Source organism: Neobacillus vireti (assembly GCF_036962465.1).
Classification (GTDB): Bacteria; Bacillota; Bacilli; order Bacillales; family Cytobacillaceae; genus Neobacillus; species Neobacillus vireti_B.
Genome location: NZ_JBALNF010000031.1, coordinates 93,943 through 118,466, shown reverse-complemented (window position 1 = coordinate 118,466; position 24,524 = coordinate 93,943). Strand labels below are relative to the sequence as shown.

General features: G+C 43.2%; 26 protein-coding genes. 7 read left to right on the top strand and 19 right to left on the bottom strand.

From position 1 onward, the window contains the following. Nucleotides 1-15 precede the first annotated feature (15 nt). Nucleotides 16-669 (bottom strand): site-2 protease family protein, encoded by a 654-nt coding sequence (locus tag V7077_RS14340; protein WP_335502783.1) that lies wholly within the window; start codon nt 667-669, stop codon nt 16-18. Nucleotides 670-865: 196 nt separating this feature from the next. Here V7077_RS14340 and V7077_RS14335 point away from each other — a divergent pair, with 196 nt between their 5' ends. Further along, entirely contained in the window at nt 866-1,051 is a 186-nt protein-coding gene (locus V7077_RS14335; RefSeq protein WP_335503063.1) for a 2-hydroxymuconate tautomerase, read from the top strand. Between the two features lie 133 nt (nt 1,052-1,184). On the opposite strand, the gene V7077_RS14330 is transcribed toward V7077_RS14335, so the two are convergent. The 3 genes from V7077_RS14330 to V7077_RS14320 form a co-directional block, all read right to left on the bottom strand. Beyond that, nucleotides 1,185-1,688: a YwgA family protein gene (locus V7077_RS14330; RefSeq protein ID WP_335503060.1), complete on the bottom strand. Its 504-nt coding sequence runs from the start codon at nt 1,686-1,688 to the stop codon at nt 1,185-1,187. 104 nt (nt 1,689-1,792) lie between these two features. Continuing rightward, nucleotides 1,793-3,100, bottom strand: a complete 1,308-nt coding sequence (locus V7077_RS14325) for an HD domain-containing protein (RefSeq protein WP_335502780.1) — start codon at nt 3,098-3,100, stop codon at nt 1,793-1,795. Between the two features lie 244 nt (nt 3,101-3,344). Next, the gene (locus tag V7077_RS14320; RefSeq protein WP_160724467.1) at nt 3,345-3,566 is read right to left on the bottom strand and encodes a DUF1450 domain-containing protein; all 222 of its coding nucleotides are present in this window, start codon (nt 3,564-3,566) and stop codon (nt 3,345-3,347) included. 323 nt (nt 3,567-3,889) lie between these two features. Here V7077_RS14320 and V7077_RS14315 point away from each other — a divergent pair, with 323 nt between their 5' ends. Further along, a complete protein-coding gene (locus V7077_RS14315) occupies nt 3,890-4,660 on the top strand; it encodes an RsfA family transcriptional regulator (protein ID WP_335502773.1) in 771 nt (256 codons plus the stop codon). Between the two features lie 203 nt (nt 4,661-4,863). Here V7077_RS14315 and V7077_RS14310 read toward each other — a convergent pair whose 3' ends face one another. Then, nucleotides 4,864-5,706, bottom strand: a complete 843-nt coding sequence (locus V7077_RS14310) for a lipoate--protein ligase family protein (RefSeq protein ID WP_335502770.1) — start codon at nt 5,704-5,706, stop codon at nt 4,864-4,866. 132 nt (nt 5,707-5,838) lie between these two features. Then, a complete protein-coding gene (gene pta, locus V7077_RS14305) occupies nt 5,839-6,810 on the bottom strand; it encodes a phosphate acetyltransferase (protein ID WP_335502767.1) in 972 nt (323 codons plus the stop codon). A gap of 259 nt (nt 6,811-7,069) precedes the next feature. Here pta and hemQ point away from each other — a divergent pair, with 259 nt between their 5' ends. Continuing rightward, nucleotides 7,070-7,813, top strand: a complete 744-nt coding sequence (hemQ, locus tag V7077_RS14300) for a hydrogen peroxide-dependent heme synthase (RefSeq protein ID WP_335502763.1) — start codon at nt 7,070-7,072, stop codon at nt 7,811-7,813. Nucleotides 7,814-8,184: 371 nt separating this feature from the next. Further along, complete coding sequence (gerQ, locus tag V7077_RS14295; RefSeq protein ID WP_335502759.1) at nt 8,185-8,664, top strand: spore coat protein GerQ; 480 nt, start codon at nt 8,185-8,187, stop codon at nt 8,662-8,664. A 173-nt stretch (nt 8,665-8,837) separates the two neighbouring features. Here the strand turns inward: gerQ and V7077_RS14290 are convergent, their stop codons facing one another. The 13 genes from V7077_RS14290 to fdhD all read right to left on the bottom strand — a co-directional run bounded on the left by V7077_RS14290 (nt 8,838) and on the right by fdhD (nt 21,827). After that, nucleotides 8,838-9,209, bottom strand: a complete 372-nt coding sequence (locus V7077_RS14290) for a DUF423 domain-containing protein (protein WP_335502756.1) — start codon at nt 9,207-9,209, stop codon at nt 8,838-8,840. Nucleotides 9,210-9,226: 17 nt separating this feature from the next. Further along, nucleotides 9,227-9,535, bottom strand: a complete 309-nt coding sequence (locus tag V7077_RS14285) for a YwdI family protein (RefSeq protein ID WP_335502752.1) — start codon at nt 9,533-9,535, stop codon at nt 9,227-9,229. Nucleotides 9,536-9,756: 221 nt separating this feature from the next. Further along, complete coding sequence (locus V7077_RS14280) at nt 9,757-10,776, bottom strand: thiazole biosynthesis adenylyltransferase ThiF (RefSeq protein ID WP_335503057.1); 1,020 nt, start codon at nt 10,774-10,776, stop codon at nt 9,757-9,759. A 164-nt stretch (nt 10,777-10,940) separates the two neighbouring features. Then, on the bottom strand, nt 10,941-11,174 hold the full coding sequence (gene moaD / locus V7077_RS14275; RefSeq protein ID WP_335502749.1) for a molybdopterin converting factor subunit 1: 234 nt from the start codon (nt 11,172-11,174) through the stop codon (nt 10,941-10,943). Continuing rightward, nucleotides 11,167-11,634, bottom strand: a complete 468-nt coding sequence (locus V7077_RS14270) for a molybdenum cofactor biosynthesis protein MoaE (protein WP_335502744.1) — start codon at nt 11,632-11,634, stop codon at nt 11,167-11,169. Before V7077_RS14270 ends, moaD begins: the two co-directional genes overlap by 8 nt. Beyond that, complete coding sequence (locus tag V7077_RS14265) at nt 11,631-13,568, bottom strand: molybdopterin biosynthesis protein (protein ID WP_335502742.1); 1,938 nt, start codon at nt 13,566-13,568, stop codon at nt 11,631-11,633. Before V7077_RS14265 ends, V7077_RS14270 begins: the two co-directional genes overlap by 4 nt. Before the next feature lie 13 nt (nt 13,569-13,581). Then, nucleotides 13,582-14,814: a molybdopterin molybdotransferase MoeA gene (locus V7077_RS14260; RefSeq protein WP_335502739.1), complete on the bottom strand. Its 1,233-nt coding sequence runs from the start codon at nt 14,812-14,814 to the stop codon at nt 13,582-13,584. Between the two features lie 27 nt (nt 14,815-14,841). Next, the gene (gene mobA, locus V7077_RS14255) at nt 14,842-15,450 is read right to left on the bottom strand and encodes a molybdenum cofactor guanylyltransferase (RefSeq protein ID WP_335502737.1); all 609 of its coding nucleotides are present in this window, start codon (nt 15,448-15,450) and stop codon (nt 14,842-14,844) included. Nucleotides 15,451-15,466: 16 nt separating this feature from the next. Next, the gene (locus V7077_RS14250; protein WP_335502734.1) at nt 15,467-16,276 is read right to left on the bottom strand and encodes a formate dehydrogenase accessory protein FdhE; all 810 of its coding nucleotides are present in this window, start codon (nt 16,274-16,276) and stop codon (nt 15,467-15,469) included. A 134-nt stretch (nt 16,277-16,410) separates the two neighbouring features. Then, nucleotides 16,411-17,124 carry a formate dehydrogenase subunit gamma gene (locus tag V7077_RS14245; protein WP_335502731.1) on the bottom strand — a complete coding sequence of 238 codons (714 nt, stop codon included), beginning with the start codon at nt 17,122-17,124 and terminating at the stop codon, nt 16,411-16,413. Continuing rightward, nucleotides 17,117-17,941, bottom strand: a complete 825-nt coding sequence (locus V7077_RS14240) for a 4Fe-4S dicluster domain-containing protein (protein ID WP_335502728.1) — start codon at nt 17,939-17,941, stop codon at nt 17,117-17,119. The genes V7077_RS14245 and V7077_RS14240 overlap by 8 nt, the downstream gene beginning before the upstream one ends. Nucleotides 17,942-17,943: 2 nt before the next feature. Further along, on the bottom strand, nt 17,944-20,919 hold the full coding sequence (gene fdnG / locus V7077_RS14235) for a formate dehydrogenase-N subunit alpha (RefSeq protein ID WP_335503054.1): 2,976 nt from the start codon (nt 20,917-20,919) through the stop codon (nt 17,944-17,946). A gap of 131 nt (nt 20,920-21,050) precedes the next feature. Continuing rightward, entirely contained in the window at nt 21,051-21,827 is a 777-nt protein-coding gene (gene fdhD, locus V7077_RS14230; protein ID WP_335502726.1) for a formate dehydrogenase accessory sulfurtransferase FdhD, read from the bottom strand. A gap of 480 nt (nt 21,828-22,307) precedes the next feature. On the opposite strand from fdhD, the gene pdxK reads away from it, so the two are divergent. The 3 genes from pdxK to bshB2 all read left to right on the top strand — a co-directional run bounded on the left by pdxK (nt 22,308) and on the right by bshB2 (nt 24,444). Beyond that, a complete protein-coding gene (gene pdxK / locus V7077_RS14225) occupies nt 22,308-23,144 on the top strand; it encodes a pyridoxine/pyridoxal/pyridoxamine kinase (protein WP_335502722.1) in 837 nt (278 codons plus the stop codon). Nucleotides 23,145-23,397: 253 nt separating this feature from the next. Further along, a complete protein-coding gene (locus V7077_RS14220) occupies nt 23,398-23,745 on the top strand; it encodes a YojF family protein (RefSeq protein ID WP_335502718.1) in 348 nt (115 codons plus the stop codon). A gap of 33 nt (nt 23,746-23,778) precedes the next feature. Beyond that, nucleotides 23,779-24,444, top strand: a complete 666-nt coding sequence (bshB2, locus tag V7077_RS14215; protein ID WP_335502715.1) for a bacillithiol biosynthesis deacetylase BshB2 — start codon at nt 23,779-23,781, stop codon at nt 24,442-24,444. Nucleotides 24,445-24,524: the final 80 nt, after the last annotated feature.

Here is a 24,524-nt window from a genome sequence, read left to right as displayed (position 1 = left end):
TGAAAAATAAACCCCCTAGAAAAAAAGTGTATAGAAGAAATTGCTTAATCCTTCCCTTACCCCTGGGACGACGAAGCTAAAAATAGGCTGAATGGTAAATTGGTCGAGCGGGGTAATTACGAGAATTAAAAAAATCAGCATTCCATACTGTTCGTATTGTGTCATTTTTGCCCGAACATGATGTGGTGCAAGGTCCTCTAGTATTCTGTAGCCATCGAGCGGCGGAAGTGGAATCAGATTGAAAATGAACAGAACGATGTTTAAATTAATAAAAATCATTAGGAATTCATCAAAATGAGCAGAAGACGTTACATTAAAACGCATCAAGCCATATCCGACAATAAAACCGAGCGAGGCGAGAATAAGATTTGAAAGTGGGCCGGCTGCTGAAACCAGGATGCCGGCAAGACGCGGTTTCTTGAAATAAAAACGATTAACCGGTACTGGACGTGCCCAGCCAAATCCTGCTAGGAAAATAAGGATTGTTCCAATCGGATCTAGATGCTTCATCGGATTTAGGGTCAGACGTCCTTGTTTTTTGGCCGTATTATCGCCAAATTTATAGGCGATGTACGCATGGGCAAATTCATGGAATGTGAAGGCAAAAATTAGGGTAATCGCCACATAGGGAATTAACCGCAGTGGGTAGGCCAAGTGGAATCCATCCATTTCATTTCTCCTTCCTTTATTATAAACCGTTAAGAGGAATGGCTAAACCATGTTTCATTTGAACCATTACTTCTGTATTTCTTTAAGTATACCTGATACCGCTTGTAAAATAAAAATCAAATGTTCACTCTATATTGCACTTTTAGTTTGTTTGTGGAACACTACTAGTAGTTCAGTGAATAAGGAGGAAAGTAAAATGCCATATGTAACAGTTAAGATGCTTGAGGGCCGCAGCGAAGACCAGAAGCGCGCATTAGTCGAAAAAGTAACAGATGCCGTAAGCGAAACAACCGGCGCCCCAAAAGAAAACATCACCGTGTTCATCGAAGAAATGAGCAAAAACCACTACGCAGTAGCCGGCGTACGCGCAAGCGATAAATAATCAACGAGCGACACAAATAGTGACAGGCACCGTTCCTTACCCATTCATAGTAGAAATGGTGCCTGTCACCACTATATGTCACCACTAAAAAACCGCCTGGGATGGTTAGGATCGTCCGGGCGGTTTTTTGACCTTATTGGATTTTAGTTTTTAAGGTTTCGATGTATTGATAGGCTTCATCCACTTCAGCCATTGTATAGCGCTGGCTGCTTTTTAAAGTGAACACTTTGTCCGCTACTTCTTCTTTTGGGAGATTATCAAAATATAAAACCGTGGAAACTAGCTCGAGGAATCTAGCATTCTGCTCATTCATATCATTAAAGCAATCCTCTAAATACGGCATCTCAACTTGGTTCAGGCTTAAAAACTCTTTCCCCGAGTCTGTCAGCGTGTAGCGATATTGGTAGTATCCGCCCTTCTTCTCTTTTACTTCATCTAAAAATCCCATATTACAAAGCTCCTCTACCCTTGTCGTTAACTCCTCTGAATAGGGGCCGTAAAAATGAAACTGAAACCGCTCATGAAAAGGGAATTCTACCTTCTTCGCAATATAAATCATCTTCTGCAGCTTTTTTCTCCCAGTAATCTCACCAGAAACCATTATTGCCTGCATCAGCTTAGCATGATCTTTTAACAACATTCGTCATCTCCTACTCCATCTAAACAGATCTCGATTGGTGTCAGGCACCAATTCTCATATTTCAACAATGTTAAGATCTCTAATGGTGACAGGCACCATTTCTATTCCAAAAGGGCACGTATTTGTTTTTTTAGTTCACTGTGGCTAGAGTCAGACTCGTCTTCGAGGAAATCAGCCGGGTAGTAGAGTTTGTGGTCCGTTCTCCTCTTCCCTGAAATCGCATCAACGATTTCAGATTCACGGGAAAGTTCCCGTAATTCCCCATTCTTCATTAACAAATGAATCGGCAGCCGTTCTTCTTCCTCGCCAGGCCGGTAAAAGTCATACGGCAAATCCGACGACGAATCCACCACCAAATAATAGTCCGGGTCAATCCCTGCCTTAGCAAAAAGAGCCGTCAATTGTGCAAGTTTTTTATATTCCTTAGCAGGATCAAATTCAGCGTATTTAAACAGATTTCGATTAACGAAACGCCGGCAAAGGTCGCTTATAATCGGATCCTTCTCTTCCTGCCAAATCTGAAAATAATAAAAACATACAGACTCATCCAATTTTAAATAGTCTTCTAATGTCACTTCCTCTTTGAAAAGAGAGGTGAAGTGGATCGGTTCAAGTTTAAATGAATAGTTATGTTCATATAAGTACTTGGCACGGTGAAGGATCTTCGTTAAAATCACTTCAGCACTGCGGGAGACAGGGTGAAAGTATACCTGCCAGTACATTTGATAGCGGCTCATAATATAATCCTCAACCGCATGCATGCCGCTTTTTTTAATGACAACCTGATCTTCCCTAGGCCGCATAACCCGTAAAATCCGTTCCATATCAAATTGACCGTAACTGACACCCGTAAAATAGGCATCCCGCTGCAAGTAATCCATCCGATCGGCATCAATCTGACTGGAAATCATGCTGACGACCAGCTTTTTGGCACTTGTTTTGGCGATTACCTCTGCAACCTGCGCGGGAAAATCAGCCCCTACCTTTAGAAGCACCTTGTTAACTTCTGTATTTCCTAAAATAATCGCCCTGGTTAGGTCTTCGTGGTCAAAATCAAATACCTTTTCAAAGGAGTGGGAAAATGGGCCATGCCCTAGGTCGTGGAGAAGCGCAGCACATAGTGTGAGCAGGCGTTCGTCATCGTTCCATTCCGGTCTGCCTGCAAAGACATCATCGATGATGCGGCGGACAATCTCATAAACTCCGAGAGAATGGTTAAATCTGCTGTGTTCTGCACCATGAAAGGTTAAAAAAGTAGTGCCGAGCTGTTTAATCCGGCGCAGCCGCTGAAACTCTTTTGTTCCAATTAGATCCCAAATCACTCGATCTCGGACATGAACATAGCGATGTACGGGGTCTTTAAACACTTTTTCTTCGGTTAACTTTTCAGCCGAATATCGCGATTGCATGGAATACCCTCTTCCTCTTAACATACCTTTTACTGCCAATCGGCCAGTATAATCATTATTCCTATTATATACCAAAAACCAACAAAATTCCGCAGGATTTTTCGACACCATGAGTGACAGGCACCATTTATATCACACTGAGATGAGAAACGGTGACAGGCACCGCGTACAACAAAAAGAAAAATCACCTGGGGTCTTGGGGACGTAGGTGATTGTCTTATAAGGTCTATTTTCAGCAGGAGCTTTACTTAATTTTTTTATTGACCTTCTCCATTAATTCCTCTTCTGTTAACGCTGCAACAGGGCGGTTATTAACGAAGGCAAAGGTCTTTTTCCGGCCGGGACCACAATAGGATTGGCAGCCAATTTTAATTTCCGCATCCGGATCCATTTCTTTCAAACGAGGGATCAATGTCTTTAAATTCACGGCCTGACAGTCATCGCAAACACGAAATTCATTGGACATTCCATCCACCCCTTTCTATCGACAATCTATTATCTACTCATTATTTTATCCAATTAACACCATAAGTAATTTACCAAATCCAATTATCTTACAACCGTCTAACTCCATAGGTCATTTTACAGGTTCTTTTTTTCCAATGCAAGTTGAAATCATTAGTAACTCTTGTCAATCCCCCTTAAATCTTTTAGTTAAAAAATCTACTATCCTTGTATTCATTTTGGTATAAACCTTAAAAAACTTGTCCATCCTAAGACTAGAACTTTAAAAACAAGTCAGTCAATGGAACTGACAAATTGGTAAATTAATTTAGGGAGTTGAATAATATGAAAGTTCGTCAAGATGCATGGACAGATGAAAATGACTTACTTTTAGCTGAAACCGTACTTCGTCATGTTAGAGAAGGCAGTACTCAGCTTAACGCGTTCGAGGAGGTAGGAGACAAGCTTAACCGCACGTCTGCCGCCTGTGGATTTAGATGGAATGCCGTCGTCCGCCACCGCTATGAAAAAGCGCTGCAATTAGCGAAAAAACAACGAAAACAAAGACAGCGAGTGTTGGGCAAGGACCAAGGCGGCAAGAAAAAGCTGCTCTACAATCCTCCGGTCCCAGCTACCGATGAATTAGATACACTAGCACCGCTTACTATTGAAATGCCAATGGAAACAATCGAAACATTTGAAACAATGGAAGAGATGCCGGATATGCAGACCGAAATCGCAGCCGAAACATATGTTAAACCATCAGCAGCTGTACAAACCTACCGATCCGCTGCACCTACTGGTGGACAACTTTCACTTGATTCAGTTATCTCCTATTTACAAAACTTTCATCATGCCAATCTGCAAAATGAAGCATTAAAAAGTGAGAATGAAAGATTGAAAAGAGAAATTGCTGAGTTAAGAAGGCAAAATGAGGAAATGGCAGCGAAAATAGAAGGGCTGGAGCAAAATACCGAAACGATTCAGGAAGATTATGAGACACTGATGAAAATCATGAATCGCGCCCGCAAACTTGTCTTATTTGAAGAAGAGGAAAGGCCCGCTACTAAATTCAAAATGGATCGAAACGGAAACCTTGAAAAAGTAGCCGAGTAAGCATCTTTTAAAAGCGTTTAAGGGAGAAGAGGCAAAGCGCAACAGCACTCAATATAGAAGAAGGTGTCCCAAAAGTATAACTTTTAGGATACCTTCTTTTTCACATAAACTAGTCTGTTGATTTCCGCTCCANNGGGCGTGCCGGGAAGCCTCTTTTTGTTATTGAAACACTGAACCACTGAACCACTGAACCCGACAGCTGCCTACTTAAGATTGATCATTTCAGCAATTTTTTCATTCCGGTCAACGACACGTTGATAGTACCCTGGAAACAAACCAAGCTCAAACTCATTCAACTGCCCCGCATACAAATGCTCGCTATTGGCTTTTAACTGTTTTAGTAAGCGGAGCATCACATCGGCAATCGTCATTTCAACACCCAACAATTCCGAAAGCGAGGCCATTACCTCAGGAACAACCTCTGGATAAACAAATTTTGTTTGCTCCGCTTTTTTGGCAAGCTCATAAAATCCCCTAACCATTTCAGCCCGCTTTGAACCGCTCCCATTGACGCACAAATAAATTTGCACTGCTACGCCCCGTTTTAATCGGCGCTGTGAGATTCCCGCAAACTTTTTACCGCCAATACTAAGATCATAACTTCCCGGACAATAAGAACCGACAATTTCCCGCGCTTCGATCATTTGAGGAAAATCGGCAAACATCTGTTGAATCAACTGCCACATCACATCATAGCCGCGATTAATATCAATCCCTTTTTCCACCTCCGGAAAAATTAACGAGATATTAAGGACTCCCTCATCAAGCACAACCGCTAACCCGCCGGAATTCCGGACAATAGGCTGGTAGCCCTGCTCGGTCAAATATTGAATGCCCTCCTGTAAAAATGGCAATCTCGTATCTTGGATTCCCAACACGACCGTATTGTGATGGACCCATGTCCGGGCGGTCGCAGGTGCCTCACCAGCCCCGACAGAGGCACATAATGTATCATCTGCTCCAAAAGATTGTAATGCTTGAAAATGTATTCCAACCGCCGACTGGTCGATGATCCGCCACTCGCGCTGGTGCAGTAAACCTTCCATTTTTGTAACTCCCTTAATGGTTTAATAGGCTTATTTTATCAAAAAGCAAGGAATTTAAACAGCGGCGCCAGGCCCACTCCTTTATGACCCAAGAAAAAAAGCCAGCCCCTACTCGGACCAGCCCATTCCTTATTATAATCCTTGTGCCGCAGTAATTAACGCAAGCTTGTACACATCTTCTTCGTTACAGCCGCGGGATAGATCGTTTACCGGTGCATTTAATCCTTGTAAAATCGGTCCTACCGCTTCAAATCCGCCTAAACGCTGAGCAATTTTATAACCGATGTTTCCTGCTTCAAGGCTTGGGAAAATAAATACATTTGCATCCCCTTGAATGACAGAACCAGGTGCCTTACTTTTTGCAACAGAAGGAACAAACGCTGCATCAAATTGAAATTCGCCATCTAAAACTAATGAAGCATCACGACGTTTAGCTTCAGCAACTGCCTCTGCAACACGCTCTGTTTCCGGTGATTTAGCTGATCCTTTTGTCGAAAAGCTTAACATCGCAATCCGCGGGTCAATATCAAACATTTCCGCTGTCTTCACACTTTCAATCGCAATTTCCGCTAAATCATTGCTGTCCGGTGCAATATTGATCGCACAATCGGCAAATACATATTTCTCATCTTCACGAACCATGATGAACACACCAGACGTTTTCTTGACGCCTGCTTTAGTTTTAATAATTTGCAGCGCAGGGCGAACCGTATCAGCCGTTGAATGGGCCGCACCGCTGACAAGACCGTGTGCTTTATTTAAATATACGAGCATCGTACCGAAATAATTTTCATCCAGCAAAATTTTGCGGGCATCTTCTTCTGTAGCCTTGCCTTTTCGACGGTCCACAAATGCTGCTACTAATTCCTCCATGCCGGCATATGAAGCAGGGTCATAAATTTCAGCAGATTCCAAAGAAACGCCAAACTCTTGAGCTTTTGCCTGCACTTGTTCGATGTTCCCTACCAAAATAGGTGTAATTAAATTTTCCTCTGCCAAACGGCTGGCTGCACGAATAATCCGCTCATCCAATCCTTCAGGAAATACAATTCGTAAATTACGTCCAGAAATCTTCTGTTTTAATCCTTCAAATAAATCGCTCACTACAATAATCCTCCCTTAAAAAAGCTACCTCTTCTAGCATACTTTACCAAGATAAAATTTCAAGCAATGTAAGTCACAGGCAGCGGTTTCACGAAAAAGTTTTTGTTTTCAAAAAATTACACACTCATTCTTACTATTACCCTTTTTTATTAAAATATCCACTTCTCTGAATATAGAGTTTTATTAAGGCGGCATTTGGTCAAACTATGATATAGTTAAGATTGGTAATAAGCAGAATGATTATTTAGGAGTGATTATAATGAGTGAAGCAGCACAGACGCTTGATGGCTGGTATTGCCTTCATGATTTCCGTACCGTTGATTGGACAACTTGGAAAATGCTTTCAAGTGATGAGCGCGAGGCAGCGATTCACGAGTTTTTAAGTCTTGTTGAAAAATGGAATGAGACACAGGCACGCAAAGAAGGCAGCCATGCTTTATATACAATTGTCGGTCAGAAAGCCGATTTTATGATGATGATTCTTCGTCCAACGATGGAGGAGTTAAACGAGATTGAGACCCAATTCAATAAAACAAAATTAGCGGAATTCACCCTTCCAGCTCATTCCTATGTATCCGTAGTTGAGCTCAGCAACTATCTGCCAGCAGGTGAAGATCCTTATCAAAATCCGCAAATCCTTGCGCGCCTTTACCCAACATTGCCAAAAGCAAAGCATGTCTGTTTCTATCCAATGGACAAGCGCCGTCAAGGCAATGATAACTGGTACATGCTGCCGATGGAAGAGCGCCGCAGTCTGATGCGCAGCCATGGCATGATTGGCCGTACATATGCAGGGAAGGTAAAACAAATCATCACTGGTTCGGTTGGCTTCGATGACTACGAATGGGGCGTTACCCTATTCGCAGAAGACGTGCTTCAGTTTAAAAAGCTCGTCTATGAAATGCGTTTTGATGAAGTCAGCGCCCGCTATGGTGAATTTGGTGCCTTCTTCGTCGGCAATTTGCTAGAAGAAGAAACTGTACCACGCTTCCTCCACGTTTAATTTTTTGACTAATTTAAAGGTTATTGTTGATTTTTAGCATGTTGATTGGAGCGGAAGGCGGCGAAGACTCCTGGAGCGGCAATCAACATGCTAGATTTACACAGCCAATTATTTAAAAAGTTCTCGAGCTCTGCTTCGAGAACTTTTTTTCTGTTTTATCCACCTGTTCATTCAGTCATATTTGATTCCTTCTCCTCATACTATTTTAACAGCGAGTCTAAAATGAAGCTCCGAAAGTCTCATCAAAAAGAGGTGAGAAAAGAGCCGAAAAAACTGTCACCATTTTAGGTTCAGTGAAGTATGAATACAAATGTTAGGTTATTCGTCTATTTGTACTTATTATTTATGAATTTTTTATAGGAGGGAAAAAGATGAGTCAATATTACAATCCTCAAGGATTTCAGCCTTATACAGGTGCAGCCGGCCAGCAAGGTGCACAACCAATCACAGGCGGGCAAGGTTTCATGCCTGGCCAGCAGGGTTTCCAACAACCCTTCCCACAGCCTGGAATGGGAGGCATGCCAACAACACCACCTGCTCAGGGAGCTGGAGCAGCTCCTGGGATGCTGCCAATCGAGCAGTCCTACATTGAAAATATTCTTCGCTTGAACAAAGGAAAATTAGTCAGCGTATTTGCAACCTTTGAAGGTAATAATCAGTGGAATGCCAAGGAATTTAAAGGAATTATTGAAGCAGCCGGCCGGGACCACGTTATCTTAAGTGACCCTCAGGTCGGCACTCGCTACCTCATTCCGATGGTTGCGGTTGACTATATTACCTTCTCTGAGGAAATTGAGTATGAATATCCATTTGGCAGCGGCCCATCATTAGGTACTTACCCACCAAGATAAATAATGGTGAACGAAAAGTGCAAGCGCCTTGGTCAGCCCCGACAAGCCTAAGACGAGCCGGCCGAAAGGTTGCTTTTTAACCTTTTGGACGGATTGGCTGTAGACCATCGAGGGGCTAGGCACTGGAGCTAGAAAAAAAGGCATCGGGACTCTCTCCCAATGCCTTTTTACTATTAAAAATTCTTTACTACTCCAACAATCATTAATACCCAGGCTGCCAAAAAGCAAACTCCGCCGATCGGTGTAATCGCGCCTAACACGCCAACCTTCGTTAAGCTCAGAAGATACAAACTGCCGCTGAAGAAAATGATCCCAACCAGCATTAGCCATCCGGACCAGTTAAAAAGAGAGCTCATTGGGACTTTACCAAGAAGCATCCCAATAATAAGAATTCCAGTCGCATGAAACATCTGATAGGTTACACCCGTTTTCCAAATCTCTAAATAGTGGGCATCGAGTCTGTCCTTAAGTCCATGTGCGCCAAACGCCCCCAGTGCCACTGCTAAAAAGGCGTTAATCGCCCCAACAATAATAAATACTTTCATGGCTAATTTCCTCCATCTTAAAAATCAAATAGTGAATCCCCATTTGCTTCATCTTCCGTATTGAGCTTTTTCGGTTGCTGAAACGACGAGCCTTGCTGAAATACTTGTTGATTCATTAATGGCTGTTGATAGACCTGCTGGTTGACAGCAGGCTGAATCGCTGTTGCAGCAGGCTTCACACTAGCTTGCTTTTCATCTAGGATGAGTTCGCATAATATTTTAATAGAGTAAATCTTTTCCCTTAGTGTTTCTTCCTTTGCACTCGTTTTAGCTAGTTTCAATTCATTCTCTATTTTGGCCATTAATTTCTCAACCGATATATTCATGTGGGACACCTCTGCATTCAATCTCTTATTTATTCTACATGATTATGGTCGATTTTACGAAAAAATAGACCTGTTTCGTTTTTCGACATGTTTCACGTGGAACATGTCGATTCGTAAGATGGCCGCTGCCTCAATGAGTTGGAGAGAAGAGTTTTTTCAATTGGGGAAGATCCCCCTTTCATAAACAAAAAAACCGAACCAATCATGGTCCGGAATCCCATTTAACCTAGTATGCGTTGATAGATTGACTTGGCGTGGGTCAAATCCTTCGTTCCATGAATGAGTGCGCGGCCATCTTGAAAAATAACCATCCTCTCCGGCCCCATTTCCACCGAGATCAAGTAAGGATTTCCTTTCACCTGGTAACCTAGCGAACTCAGTTGTCCCGCGAGCTTTTCTAGAGAAACATCGCCATAACTTGACGGACGGATCTGGACGGTATCGCGGCCGCACAGGACACTTGTCTTTGTCCTGTTTTCTTGGTCCAAATAAGGATAGGTCCGCTCTACACCACAAGACAAGCAGCCCGCAAACTTCGCTTTCGACATTTTTAAACTTGTGTATTGATTGCGCCATAAATCAAAGCTGACAAACGTTGTCCGGACTGCTTCCCAATCCTCAACCAGGATCTTCAAGGCTTCAGTTGTTTGATGGGCAATCACCATTTGCACAGCGGGTGAAATTATACCACCCGTGTCACAGGTCATCCCCTGGAGCGGAATGGTGCGGAGCAAACAATTTAAACAGGGGGTTTTCCCGGGAATAATTGAAAAACTCATCCCGAAGCTTCCGACACAAGCTCCATAAATCCAGGGAATTTGGTATTTCTGCGCCACATCATTCATCAACATTCGGGTTTCAAAATTATCCGTAGCATCCATCATTAAATCAACATCCACAATCAATTCTTCCAGCATTTCAGGAGTAGCATCACCGATGATCCCCCGTATCTCTACATCTGAATTAATAGCGTGGAGCCGTTTTTCCGCAGCAGCCGCTTTGGGCAGTTTTTCAGCCACATCTTCTTCTGTATAGAGCTGTTGGCGCTGTAGATTGCTCGCCTCCACGTAATCTCTATCAACAATGGTTATTTTCCCAACTCCGGCTCGAGTCAGGACCTCAGCACTCCCTGAGCCTAACGCTCCGGCCCCAATGATAAGGACATGCTTCCTGCCAATCCTTGCTTGTCCTTCCCGGCCGATGCCTGAAAAAAGGACTTGCCTTGAATAGCGTTCATCCATACCTATTCCCCCCATCGATAGAAAAGCGCAAGCGCCCGTTTAGCGATGTCCACTTGTCGCCGGGCACTTGCGCTGGACAATTTTCAAAACAATGATTTACTTACTTGTCTCTTAAGAAAAACTCGCCACACTTGGCGAGCTTATACTAAATCAATCTGTCTAAATCAACCGCCGCTCACCGGTGGAATGAAGGCAATTTCATCCCCTTCTTGGATTACCTCATCATTGGAAGCAAACTCTTCATTGATGGCAGTCATGACCGTATCCATCTTCGGTAAATCATATTTAGCAGCCAATTCTGTCTTCAATTCAGCAACGGTTTTACCGGCAGCCTTAAGTGACAAGAACTCCTCACCGACCGCATCACGCAAGTGCGCAAAGAACAAGACCTTATTCATCTAAATCACCTGCCTCAGGTTTACCGCTAGGATAAGCAACCGTTTCAAGCTGGTTTCCCATCCAGGCTTCGCCATCCTCCCAATGTTCCTTCTTCCATATCGGGACTATTTCTTTAATTCGTTCAATGGCATAGCGATTTGCTTCATAGGCATCTGCGCGGTGCGGCGTCGAAACAGCAATGACGACTGCCACATCGGTAATATCTAAACGGCCGACGCGGTGTGTAATCGCCGCCTTTGACCCTTCCCAGCGCTCTTCAATTTCCCGGCCAATCTGCTCCAGTTTTTTTACGGCCATCGCTTCATAGGCATCATAGATTAAAAACAAGGTTTTCTTGCCCTTTGTCAGTTCCCGGACAGTTCCAATAAAGGTGGTAATGGCACCAGCTTCCCGTTGGACTACCTTATCAATTACCGCTTGTATATCAATTGGCTCCTTGGAGATTTCATACATCTTCATTCTTCCACCTCTTCTGTCAACCGCTTTGGCACGGCGTTCTCGACCACTTGATAGCCGCCAATTTTTTCAACCTGCTCTCTAAAGGCAGGTGATTGGATGATGTCAATTAGCTGCCGGCCGCTGTCACTTTCATAAAACTCGCGCTTCATGACTAGATCATACTCTTCATCGGCGACCGGAATAAAATCTAGCCCCATTGCCTTTGCCGCCGGATAAATTCCCAGCCCTGCACCACGCTCGTCACCTTTCACTTCTGCCGCTACCGCTAGATGAGAGAACATCTCGCGGTCATATCCGGTAATCTCTTCCGCGCTAAGGCCTGCTTCCTCTAATAGTAAATCAAACAAGATGCGGGTGCCAGCTCCTTTTTGCCGGTTCACAAAGTTTGCTCCAGCGCGGACTAGGTCTGTAACAGATTTGATTTCAAGGGGATTGCCTTGTGGCAAAATCCAGCCCTGCATTCTTTTTAAAAAAGGATATAAAACAACATCTTGACCTGCTAAAAGTTTATTTATGTACGATCTATTGTACTGTTTTGTACTAGGGTCTAGCAAATGAATGCCCGCTACGTGGGCCTCGCCTTTTCGAATCGCCATTATGCCGGCCATGCTGCCGACATGAGAAGAGACGATTTTCAGCTCTGTGCGTGCTCGTTTCAGCTGGGATGATAACAGATCAATGGTTAGGTCGTGGCTGCCGCTAAAGACGATGGCATTTTTGATTTCTTCCAGCGGCCGTAATAGTTCAACTTCAGCCATATCGCCTTGTTCATAACCGCTGATGTTAGGAGGGATGATTAACATGGCATCTGCCCTAACATAGGACATTGTTACCCCTGCTGCCCGGGTAAGCGGGTTGGCCACAAATTGTCCATTCACATAGCCAATATTCATTCGGATAAAATCCTCTGCTCCCATCGAAGAGACGATGCGGCGGCCAAGCTTAACCTTGATGGTATGCCGTTTCGGAACAGGAATCCCTAAATACTTACAGATTAAGGGCTGAACAAACCATTCCAGTGCCAGGTATGCAGACACGGGATAGCCAGGAACACCGACGACAATTTTGCCGTTTATTTTTCCTAATATAACAGGCTTACCCGGCCGTGCGGCGACCCCATGGGTAAACACCTCGCCAATTTCGGAAATGATGTGGACAGTAAAGTCCTTACGGCCTGCGGAAGAGCCGGCATTGATCACAATCATATCGGAGTTTTCCGCTGCCTCTAAAAGCACTTCTTTAATTTTCTCCGGTTCGTCCTTTACGATGCGGTGAAGGCGCGGCTCGCCGCCCCAATCACTAATAAATCCGGAAAAGACTGTGCCGTTAAACTCAATTATTTTTCCAGGTGATAAATCAGCATGGGCTTCCACTAATTCATTGCCCGTTGGAATAATAGTAACCACAGGTTTCTTTACAACAGGTACTGTTAGCTGCTGTGCCGCCAACAGCACGCCTAAATCTGCAGGTCTGAGCGTATGTCCCTGTGGGAACAACATCTCTTCTTGAACAATATCCTCACCAATCGGACGGATATGCTGCCAAGGAGTGGCCGGTTCAATAATTTCAATTGTTTCATCGTCAACGATATGGACATGCTCAATCATTATCACGGCATTAAAGGAAGCGGGAATGGCATTTCCGGTATCAACAAAGCAAAATTGTTCACCTATCTTAAGTAATAGCGGATTTTGTTCGTGTGCCTGGTACGTACTTTCGGCAATAACGGCTATTCCATCCATTGCAGAGGCATGGTAATGCGGCATGGAGACATGGGCAAAGATTGGCTCAGCGGTCACTCGGCCTAAGGCATCTGACACATTCATCCAGTCTATTTCAGCGGTCTGCTGGAAGGCCTTAAGAATTTCTTCTCTTGCTTCCGCACGGGGTTTATCTTCTAAATAAATTTTTCGTTTATATTGATTCTGTTCCATTGACTATGACCCCTTACCTTGATGGAATCACAGGAACCCATTCGCCCTGTGAAATCCCTTCTTTTTCTGAACTAATCTCGACAATGCCATCGCTTTTAACCAATGTCGTAATCAAGCCGGATTTACCAATAATGGGCTCAGCCCACCATTCGCCCTCTTTGTCTAACAGACGGACGCGGATATAATCAGCCCGGCCCATCGCGGAGGGAATATTTTTCGTTATTTTTGCATAAATGCGATCCGGTTTGCGTTCACTTGTTTCTCCCTTTAAATTGCGGAGAACACGCTCGCCGAATAGCTTAAAGATAATCATCGCGCTGGCAGGATGTCCAGGCAGACCAATGACGGGCTTTCCATTCGCTACGGCTAGAATTGTAGGTTTTCCTGGCTTGATGCTGATCCCGTGGACGAACACGCCCGGTTCTCCTAACGATTGGATAACATCGGTTGTATAGTCTTTTGCTCCAACTGAGCTGCCGCCTGACAAGATTAAACAATCAACTTCATCATAAAGGGCACGGGCACGCTCGCGAAATTCGGCAAAGTCATCACGGACAATTCCGCCATATACCACATCCACATTCCATTCCTGGGCAAGTCCGGCAATTGTTAAATAGTTGATATCACGAATCTGCCCTTCCTGTAATGTTTCTGTTTGGTATGGGACGATTTCATCCCCTGAAGATAGGTAACCGACCTTTATTTTCCTAAAAACCGTTACATGGGTGACCCCTAATGAAGCGAGTGCCCCTAATTCCTGGGGCCGAAGCTTTGTTCCGCTTGTAAGAAGAATTTCTCCCTGTTTAATATCTTCTCCGGCACGAATCACATTTTCTAACGGAGCAATCTGCTTGTAAGTATTGAGAAGTGAATCCACATCCTCGCAGTGTTCAATCATAATAACACTGTCACTTCCCTTGGGGAGCATACCGCCTGTCGGGACATAAACAGCATTGCCTTTAGTTACTTCTACCGTCGGAACTTCACCCATTTTCACCTCACCCGCAACGTTTAAAAAGCCGGGCATGGATTCAGAGGAACCATACGTATCTTTGGCACGGACGGCATATCCGTCGACAGTTGAGCGGTCAAAGCCTGGTACATTTTCCTTGGCAGCCACCGGGCTCGCTAAAATATAATGAAGGGCACGAGAGAGCTCTCTTACCTCGATTTCTCCAATTGCCGGGATTTTTTCATCAATCAAGGTAAATGTTTCTTCAACTGTTTTGACTTTGAAAAATTGCATGGTTCCCTTACTCCCCCTTAGATCTGTCTACATGTTTAAAAAATCAGATTCAGCCCTCTTTTTGGCCTCTTCATATTCTTCTGGGTGATTCATATTAAAAAAAACTTGATCTAACCCCATTTGACTATAGGTTTCTAGTTCTTTTTCAGTCAGGTAGAGCACGTTCAAGTGGTCGAGCAAATGTTTCATCCGCAGCTGTCCTGCCTCAATCTGTTTCTCTACAACAGCAGCGGTTTGCTTTTTAAAAACAGAAAATAGCGGATGTTGTTTGCCGTGGATGACAGGTATGACCGCATCATAGTGCAGGGCATTATTAACCAGGGCTTCAGCCAGCTCGCTGGACACAAACGGCATATCACAGGCCACAATCAAATTGATATCGTAGTCTGACGCCATAAGTCCTGCGTGCACTCCTGCAAGCGGCCCTTGGCCGGGATATTGGTCCGGAATCATCCGTACGCCCAAAAATTCATATTGTTCAGAATCATTTGTTACAAGAATTATATCATCAAAAAGAAGTTTTAGCTTATCTGCTATTCTTTCAATATTCGTTTTTTCATTGATTTTCAGCAGGGCTTTGTTTGTGCCCATCCGGCTGGATTGCCCGCCTGCTAAAATAATGGCTGCAGCTTTCATTTATAAAAGCACCTTCTTAATTTGTCTCTTTCTTTTCCCCAACGGAATTGTACCCATTTTCCTGAGCAACCATATCGAGATGAATGGAATTAAGGTCTAATAATGCCACCGACGGTTTTGTAATATATTGTCTGCTATCAATTATTTTAATATAGCCGTTACATTCCTCGCAAACTTGAATTTTCGAGGTTACATCGCCTTCAATTTCTAAAAAATAAATCGTGTGATGATCTTCATTGCCGCAGTGTGCGCACTCCAACCGTCTTGCAGGCCAATGAGCAAAACAGCGCGGGCAGTGGATGATCTTTTTTCCATCCTCATCAATGGCTGCTAATCTAACAGGTTCACCGCAAACAGGGCAGCCCGCACCTGGGACAGCATGGTCAATTGCAGGTTGAACCTTTTCTGCCATTAGCAGCAGGTATGGCCGCAAGGCGGTTTCGGCAAGGAAATGGGGGATCCATTCTTCAAGCTCATTCTCCTCTGCATAGGCCGTAAAATAGACATGATTGAAAGCAAAGGCTTCTTCAATCCAGCGAATAGCTGTTTCCTCAGTAAGCAAGGTACGGATACCAGAAAGCTTCGGCTCTAACTCAGGATTATTGCTTACAAGCAGAGAAGTAACTTCCTCTATCCACTGTAAAAATAGTGAAATTTCAAAATCAATAGCCGTTAAAGCGGCTGCAGGGACCCCTGCTTCCATGGATGCTTTGTCAAGGTTTGGTCTGATGGTTTCCGGGTCAAGCTGCAGCTTCCATTGTTCTTGAAGCATGGCAATCTCTTTTTGCAGTTCCTGGTATTCCTTTGAAACAACGGATTTAATCATCTTTAGCACACCTCTTATATTAAATAGGTTTTATGATAAGAAATGGCTGTCCTTTATTCGACAGCCATTCCTCTTTTTAACTTTTGTACTTAGGTTACTGTCTAGCTATAGTCCTAGATGCGCTTCCGCTTTTCTTAAGCACCCTTTTTACGTTTTGGATCATCCAAGTTAGGGAAGTTGCCTTTTTTCACTTCTTCGTCATACCAGTCCTCATAGTGGCCTTTTGCCCACCATGCTGGAACCTTGCCTGTTACCACACCTGAATAGCCTGGTCTAGAGTGCTTGTGCACAACAGAAAGATAAATATGGCCGACAATAACGGCAATTCCTAAGCCAAACCCAATATTATGAAGGACGTACCCCCACTGAACAAGTGCTCTTGGAAAATATTCAGGGAACCACATCATGAAGCCTGAAACAATAACCAAGATGGCACAAAAAATCTGAAGAATCGAGTTGATTTTTTCACCCGCGTTAAAGAATGTCTGTTTTACATGATCAAACCTTAAACCAAACAACTCTTTCACAAAATTACCGAAAAACTGGAGGTCCCGCTTTTTCCAGGTAATTAATTCTTTCGTCCACAGAAAAAGGAACTTAGGACTAAAGATCAGCAAAATGAATGTAGGTGTAATAAACACTACAGCAAAAATTCGGTGTAACAACCGGGCGTTTTCCGGTCCGCCAAAAACTGGATATAACCAATCAAAGAATTCGGTATACATTGGCAGGGCTGTGATGTAAAGGGCAAAGAAGGCTATTCCATTGATCGCATGTGCCCAAACAAAAGCCTTAGGAAAGCGGCGAATTTGTTCATTTGCCTTTGGATGCTTTTGATGATTACTCATGGCTATCCCCTCCATCTTCCTGACCTTGTGTTCTTTTACTGATAATGTTATTGGTAATAAATGCTCCGACAAGCGCCATCGTTGTGGCACCAAGCATCATTTTGCCGATTGGCTGTGCGTAATCTTTCCAAACGACTGCCGATGTTGGAACCTTAGGATTTTCCGGAAGTCCATAAACACTTGGCCGTTCAGCCAGCAGGTAGATGGTATGTGTACCGCCGACTCCTTCTGGATTATAGATGTTCGCATTAGGGAAACGGTTTTTAATCTCAGCTAAACGTTTTTGAGCTTTTGCCAGCATTTCATCTTTTTTTCCAAACTGCATCGCATCGGTATGGCAAGTGGTCACGCAGGCAGGCTGTAAGCCTTCTTCGAGACGGTCCGTACACATGGTACACTTTTGAGATTTTTTGTATTCCTTACCGTTCTTATCTTTGTAAGTCTTTAATGAAATCACTTCAAATGGACAGTTTTGTACGCAATAGCCGCAGCCTACGCACTTATCATGGTCAATCACAACAGATCCAAATTTCGAGTAGCTGATAGCATTCTCAGGACAAACCTTTTCACAGGCAGCCGTATCACAATGGAAGCAGGATGAGTGACGGAAAAGGTATTCTAAATCGCCTTTTCCATTTTCATGCTCTACATATTGGAGAACATTCCATGTATCGGCACTTGTTTTAGGATGTGATTGGGCACTTCCTTGGAATGCGGTTACTTCTGCCGGAAGGTCATTCCAGTTTTTACAGGCAACCATACAGGCTTTACAGCCGTCACATCTGGTAACGTCAACGTATTTTACGTATTCAGCCATCACTAAGCCCTCCTTATGTCACATAGGAATGCTTTATATTCCGGAATCATCGTGTTGGCATCCCCAATATGTGGAGTCAGGCGGTTTGCTGTTGCTCCTGTTGCGTACCCTTTGTATCCAAAATTCCAAGGCATTCCAATTTGATGCACTTTTTTGCCTTTAACTGTAAACGGTTTGTAGCGTTTTGTTACCATTGCGTAGGCTTCAATTTTGCCGCGGGCAGAGGTAACAATCACTTTGTCTTTATTATTGATTCCTTTTTCTTTCGCTAATTCTTCACTAATTTCTACATACATATATCTTGCAATCTCAGCAAGCCACTCTTGGTTACGCGTCATAGTACCAGACTGCCAGTGTGCTTCGACCCTGTAAGTAGTCGCCACAATTGGATAATCCACCTTGAAACCGCGTTTGTTAAAGTCGCCATCATTAATCACGATCGCAGGGTTATATTCCACCGATGAAAAAGCATTTGGTACAGGGCTCTCATATGGTTCGTAGTGTTCTGGGAACGGGCCGTCATTCATGGTTGGTGCAAATAATAAAGCGACTCCGTCTTTGTTCATCATAAAGGCACCTGTTCCGCCTGGATCGGTAGGCGCTATGACTGGTTTAAAGTCAGGGACATCGTTTCCGACCCATTTCTTCTGGGTAGCATCCCACCAAATCACTGCTTTTTCCTGGCTCCACGGCTTACCGCTAGGGTCTGCCGAAGCACGGTTGTATAGAATTCGGCGGTTTGCCGGCCAAGCAAAGGACCAATTTAAGAAATTTCCGCCGCCTGTATCTTTGTTATCACGGCGCTGCGATAGATTTTTTCCCTCTTCAGGATAGAAGCCGGAATAAATCCAGTTACCGCTTGAAGTTGTGCCATCATCTTTTAAATCGCCAAAGGTCTTTAATAATTTACCTGTTTTAAGGTCATAACCGTTAATTTCCTTGGCAATGGTGTCTAAATTTGGTGCTTCACCGGTGCCATAATTCCAATCAAGAGCTAAGAATGGCTGATCGGCTGTTTTTAAACTGTTTGCATATAGCTTTTTAAGCTTCATAGCCAGTTCATGGACGATATCAAGGTCCGGATGGGACTCACCCTTAGGCTCTATTGCTTTCCAGCGGTACTGCATCCAGCGTGAGCTGTTTGAAATACTTCCTTCTTTTTCATACGATGAACAGGCCGGAAGAAGGAATACTTCTGTTTTAATGCTGGCTGGGTCATTACCAGCTTCTTTCTGCCAGAAGGCTGACGTTTCTGTTTCCCAAAGGTCAACAGCAACAAGCCATTTTAAGTTGCCAAGCGCTTCTTTTTCTTTCCCTGCATTAGGTCCGCCGACGACTGGGTTTGTACCCCAAAGGAATGCACCCTCGAGCTCGTTGTTGAACATCGCTTTAAATAGATTAATATGTGAGTAGTTTTTGTTGCCTTTTGGTAAAAACTGATAGCCGAACTCGTTATCTTTGGTCGCATTTGCTCCATACCAGGATTTCAATAAGCTGACCACAAATTTAGGCTTGTTGCTCCAGTAACCAGTTGGTGGTGTTTCTTTTTTCAAGTATCCAGCTAATGTAGCATGTTCAGGAAAGGTTGCTTTTGGTGCGGCAAGGTATCCTGTTAAGTTATCCCATAGCAAGCCAAAGTCTGTTGAACCTTGAACATTGGATTCACCGCGCATCGCATTGATTCCTCCGCCTGGCAGACCAATATTACCTAATAGAAGCTGCAGGATCGCAAAAATCCGGACGTTTTGTGAGCCAACCGTATGCTGGGTTGTACCCATTGCATAAAGGATAGTACCTGATTTACCTACTTTTCCTGTTTCACAGAAAGCTTTACAAACCTTTAAGTAATCTTCTTTTGGTGTTCCAGTTACGGACGTTACCGTATCCACATCATAGCGGGAATAGTGTTTTTTCATTAATTGGAAGACCGAACGAGGATGTGCTAACGTTTCATCCTTTACTGGCTTTCCATCCGGAGTGGTTTCAATTCCCCACTTCGTTTTATCGTAAACTCGTTTTGCTTCGTCATATCCAGAGAAAAGACCATCTTTAAAATCGTAGCCTTCTTTCACGATAAAGGAAGCATTCGTATATTTCACAACATAGTCTTTGTGAATGAGATTATTTTCAATAGCATATTTAATCATACCGCCGACAAACGGAATATCCGTTCCAGAACGAAGCGGGGCATAGAGATCAGACACAGCAGATGTCCGTGTATAACGCGGATCGACACTGATAATTTTTCCGCCCTTTTCCTTCGCTTTTGTCAGCCATCTAAAACTGATTGGATGATTTTCAGCAGGGTTTGCTCCCATAATGAGGGCACAATCTGTCCACTGAAGGTCATTCCAGTGATTTGTCATTGCTCCACGACCAAATGTAGGTGCCAGACCGGCAACCGTAGAACTATGTCATATTCGTGCCTGGTGCTCTAAGTAAGTGACACCAAGCCCTCTCATTAATTTTGATACTAAGTAGGTTTCTTCATTATCAAGTGCCGCGCCGCCAAGGCTGGCAATCTTTTCTGTTTTATTCACGGTAATGCCTGCTTCTTTCTCAACGAATGAAGCATCACGAGTTTCCTTCGTACGCTTGGCAATGGTGTCAAGCATCCATTCCCAATCTTTTTCTTCCCACTTATTGCTGCCAGGAGCACGGTACAGTGGTTTTGTTAAACGCTTTTCAGATGTATAAATTTGTCGTAATGTTGTTCCTTTACTGCATAGTTTACCTTCGTTAATTGGGTTATCCGGATCCCCTTCCGTATAAACCACGGTATTATTTTTGGTGTGGACGAGTATCCCGCATCCTACACCACAAAAGCAGCAAATGGTTGGTGTTACAGTAGCTTTGGCAATCTTGAAATCTTTTGTTTTCGCATAAGCTTTTTTATCATTAAAGCCTAGTTCAACTACTGCAAGAGTTGCAGCCGTTGCACCTGATAGCTTTAAGAATTGCCGGCGATTTAAGTTCATTTCAACCATCACTATTCTCCTTCCCAAAAATGATTAGAACATCCCTCTAAAAGCAGCCGTGCCTTTCTTATTGGCTTTACGGAACATGCTTTTTTTCTCTCTATTTATTTACTTTGTTTTTAACTCTGTTTTTAATTCCCCCCTTCAATGTTTCTCTCAAAGTCTATTTTCTCTGAGATATCATTTTTGACTCTGCCTGTAGAGGTATAGACCGTAGCCATTTTCCCTCTTAAATAGCCGATTACCTCAATATTTAGGAATTTCGCCAGCTGAACAGCCTGTTTGGTGGCTGCCGTACGGGATCCAATAACAGGAAAGCCAAATTTCGCAGCTTTTGAGAGCATTTCATATGAAACCCTTCCGGTTGTCAGTAAAATTAACCGTTCAGGAGATAGACCCTTCCGCAGTGCGTGACCAATGATTTTATCAACCGCATTATGGCGGCCAATATCTTCCCGGATGGTGATGGTGCCGTCTTCTTCCACAATGCAGGCCCCATGCATTCCGCCCGTTTCCAGATAAAGGCTAGAGGCTCCAGCAAACTCACTTCTCTTTTTTAATAAATAACTTAATAGATACTTTTGGCCTGCGGCCACCTTGGCAAAGTTTTTAACATCGGTCATTGAGAAGAAGGTAACCCCTCTGCCACAACCGGCCGTATAATGTTTCTTTTTCAAAAAAAACTGTTCCCCATCAAACTGCGCATGAAGGGAAACATGGATCGCTCCCATCTCTTCATCTATGGTTATTGTTTCAATATCGTTAGCATCCTGAATGAATCCTTCAGAAAACAAATACCCATATGTCCAATCGTCTAGATTGTATTTTGTTAATTGAAAAACAGCTATCTCATAGCCGTTAAGATGTAAGGTTATTGGATATTCATCCGGACAACCTTTGCGGTTCATACCCATCCCCTCCTCCTCAGGAATTTTTCCCTTACTCTTCATTGTAAAAATAGGACCAATGTCACTCAGCGATTAATGTCACAGCCTTGGACAGAAAAGCCAAATCAAGGGAGGAGTTAAGGTCTTTAAAGTATTTAGACTCCCTTAAGAATGGCGGCATCATCACATTGGCCTTATTTGTGTCGGATTTTCAACAAAGTGTAAAAAATAACAATTTAACCAATGTTCCTATATTAATTACAGGTATAGGAAAACGGTTACATTTTACTTTTAGCTGTCTTTTGAGATTATCGTACTTCCAGCCCAATATTTTGAAAGTAATATTTATCACTATGTATCCTTGTTAATAGTACTAATGGTCCATTTGTCATTTTTTTGTAACTATTAATTAAATCGCAAACGACTGTATCCGTTTCCTGTTATATTTTTTATTTTGTTTTATAATAAGGAAGGAGTTATTTTCTAAAGGAGGCATACATAATGGCAATCAAAAAGGTATTAACCATAGCTGGTTCTGATTCAAGCGGGGGAGCGGGGCTTCAAGCCGACTTGAAAACATTTCAAGAGCTTGGCGTTTACGGGATGACTGGGATTACCTGTATCGTCACGATGGATCCAAAAGGATGGCATCATAATGTATTTCCAATTGATGTATCCATTCTCGAAAAACAACTGGATACCATTCTGTCAGTTGGAATTGACGGGATGAAAACAGGAATGCTTGGCACAGTTGAAATTATTGAGCTAGTCGCACGAAAAATCGATGAACATCAATTAAAGCATGTTGTCATTGACCCTGTGATGGTTTGTAAAGGAGAAGATGAAGTCCTAAATCCGGAAACGACGGAAGCGATGCGGGAATTGCTTCTGCCACGCGCTTATGTCGTGACACCAAACCTTTTTGAGGCTGGTCAGCTGGCAGGAATGAAGACACCAAAGACAATTGAAGAAATGCAGGAAGCAGCTGTAAAAATTCACGATCAGGGTGCTAAGTTCGTGTTAATTAAAGGCGGCAGCAAGCTCCAAACAGAAGAAAAATCAATTGACCTTCTTTATGATGGGAAGGAGTTTCAGATTTACGAATCAGAGAAAATTGAAACAAATTATACCCACGGTGCAGGCTGTACAAACTCAGCGGCTGTTGCTGCGGAAGTGGCAAAAGGAAACTCCGTCTATGATGCAGTTGATGTAGCAAAGAGATTTGTCTCTGCTGGAATCCAGCAAGGTTTCCCATTAAATGAATATGTAGGTCCCACTTGGCATGGTGCCTACCGCAGTGGAAAATCTGTAACAGAGTATTGTGAGGACTGTGAATAATAAAGATAAAGATGAAGAACCGAGCTTGTTCGGTTCTTTTTCGTTGGGTCAGGAAGTTAATAATTAACGTGGAGAATTGTCCAGCGTGAAGCGCCTAGGAAAAAATGAATTCCTTTTTCCCCTGGGCAAAGCGCTTGTGCTCTTTTATTAAGCACGGATTTCGCATTTTCTATTTGATTTTAGTATGATAATTACATTATGAAAAACAATACTCATTAGGTATAAATCCATCATTTTGGAAGGAGGCTGCACTTTGGAACTCATCGATGTTAAAAAAGTTCAGGACGCTATCAACCTTTTTGCTAATAAGGATGTTTATATTCATCTTGAAACAACCAATGGTGCCTATGCAACACATAATGACCAATCGTTCTTCTCTGCCGGAGCGTTTATCCGCAACGCCCTTGTCCGCTATGAAATCGGAAAAATTAAAGGACCCGGTCCGTATCGTGTGGGTTTAAAGATCAATCTCGGCTGGATTTATGCTGAGGGGGTCACCCATTTCGAAATTGATGAAGAAAATCATCTATTGTTAGCAGGTCATGACCATGATGGCAAGCTTGCTGTGGCATTAGAAATTAGTCTAAAGCCTTTTGAATAAGATGTCCTATTAGACCCGAAAGGAGAATGTTTTATGGAAAAAGAACGCCATTTATTGGTCGTTTTCCCTCATCCAGATGACGAGGCGTTTGGTGTATCCGGGACGATTGCAACACATGTTGAGAAAGGAACTCCTGTTACCTATGCTTGTTTAACCTTAGGGGAAATGGGGCGGAATATGGGAAATCCCCCGTTTACCGATCGGGAAAACTTACCTAAAATTAGAAAAGAAGAATTAAAAGCAGCTGCTGAGGCTATAGGGATCCAAGACCTTCGCATGCTTGGTTTCCGTGATAAAACCGTTGAATTTGAAGATGATGAAAAATTAGCAGACACCCTTACAGCCATCATTGATGAGGTAAACCCGTCCTTGATTATCACTTTTTATCCTGGTTATTCTGTTCACCCCGACCATGATGCCACCGGCGCGGCTGTCATCAGGGCGGTTGAAAGAATGCCTGCTGCCGCACGGCCAACCTTACACTGTGTTGCCTTCTCCAAAAATTGTATTGATGAGCTTGGTGAACCTGATATTATCAAGGATGTTTCACCTGTGATTCATAAGAAGCTGGCTGCCATTCAGGCACACCGGTCGCAAACAGAGCATTCATTTAAAGGCACTGTAGAAAAGTTGAAAAATCAAGAACCACAAATGATGGCTTGGATTAACAATGAACGGTTTTGGACCTATAAATTTTGATTAGAAAAGCCATTCAATAAGAGAGGGAACTGGAAAAGTTTCTTAAATGGAAGCTTTTCTATCTAAATTGGCTGTTGATT

Coding starts and splice junctions, on each gene's coding strand:
- V7077_RS14340 (WP_335502783.1), bottom strand. CDS start 669: ATGGATGGATTCCACTTGGCCTACCCACTGCGGTTAATTCCCTATGTG.
- V7077_RS14335 (WP_335503063.1), top strand. CDS start 866: ATGCCATATGTAACAGTTAAGATGCTTGAGGGCCGCAGCGAAGACCAG.
- V7077_RS14325 (WP_335502780.1), bottom strand. CDS start 3,100: ATGCAATCGCGATATTCGGCTGAAAAGTTAACCGAAGAAAAAGTGTTT.
- V7077_RS14320 (WP_160724467.1), bottom strand. CDS start 3,566: ATGTCCAATGAATTTCGTGTTTGCGATGACTGTCAGGCCGTGAATTTA.
- V7077_RS14315 (WP_335502773.1), top strand. CDS start 3,890: ATGAAAGTTCGTCAAGATGCATGGACAGATGAAAATGACTTACTTTTA.
- V7077_RS14310 (WP_335502770.1), bottom strand. CDS start 5,706: ATGGAAGGTTTACTGCACCAGCGCGAGTGGCGGATCATCGACCAGTCG.
- hemQ (WP_335502763.1), top strand. CDS start 7,070: ATGAGTGAAGCAGCACAGACGCTTGATGGCTGGTATTGCCTTCATGAT.
- gerQ (WP_335502759.1), top strand. CDS start 8,185: ATGAGTCAATATTACAATCCTCAAGGATTTCAGCCTTATACAGGTGCA.
- V7077_RS14290 (WP_335502756.1), bottom strand. CDS start 9,209: ATGAAAGTATTTATTATTGTTGGGGCGATTAACGCCTTTTTAGCAGTG.
- V7077_RS14285 (WP_335502752.1), bottom strand. CDS start 9,535: ATGAATATATCGGTTGAGAAATTAATGGCCAAAATAGAGAATGAATTG.
- V7077_RS14280 (WP_335503057.1), bottom strand. CDS start 10,776: ATGGATGAACGCTATTCAAGGCAAGTCCTTTTTTCAGGCATCGGCCGG.
- moaD (WP_335502749.1), bottom strand. CDS start 11,174: ATGAATAAGGTCTTGTTCTTTGCGCACTTGCGTGATGCGGTCGGTGAG.
- V7077_RS14270 (WP_335502744.1), bottom strand. CDS start 11,634: ATGAAGATGTATGAAATCTCCAAGGAGCCAATTGATATACAAGCGGTA.
- V7077_RS14265 (WP_335502742.1), bottom strand. CDS start 13,568: ATGGAACAGAATCAATATAAACGAAAAATTTATTTAGAAGATAAACCC.
- V7077_RS14260 (WP_335502739.1), bottom strand. CDS start 14,814: ATGCAATTTTTCAAAGTCAAAACAGTTGAAGAAACATTTACCTTGATT.
- mobA (WP_335502737.1), bottom strand. CDS start 15,450: ATGAAAGCTGCAGCCATTATTTTAGCAGGCGGGCAATCCAGCCGGATG.
- V7077_RS14250 (WP_335502734.1), bottom strand. CDS start 16,276: ATGATTAAATCCGTTGTTTCAAAGGAATACCAGGAACTGCAAAAAGAG.
- V7077_RS14245 (WP_335502731.1), bottom strand. CDS start 17,124: ATGAGTAATCATCAAAAGCATCCAAAGGCAAATGAACAAATTCGCCGC.
- V7077_RS14240 (WP_335502728.1), bottom strand. CDS start 17,941: ATGGCTGAATACGTAAAATACGTTGACGTTACCAGATGTGACGGCTGT.
- fdhD (WP_335502726.1), bottom strand. CDS start 21,827: ATGAACCGCAAAGGTTGTCCGGATGAATATCCAATAACCTTACATCTT.
- pdxK (WP_335502722.1), top strand. CDS start 22,308: ATGGCAATCAAAAAGGTATTAACCATAGCTGGTTCTGATTCAAGCGGG.
- bshB2 (WP_335502715.1), top strand. CDS start 23,779: ATGGAAAAAGAACGCCATTTATTGGTCGTTTTCCCTCATCCAGATGAC.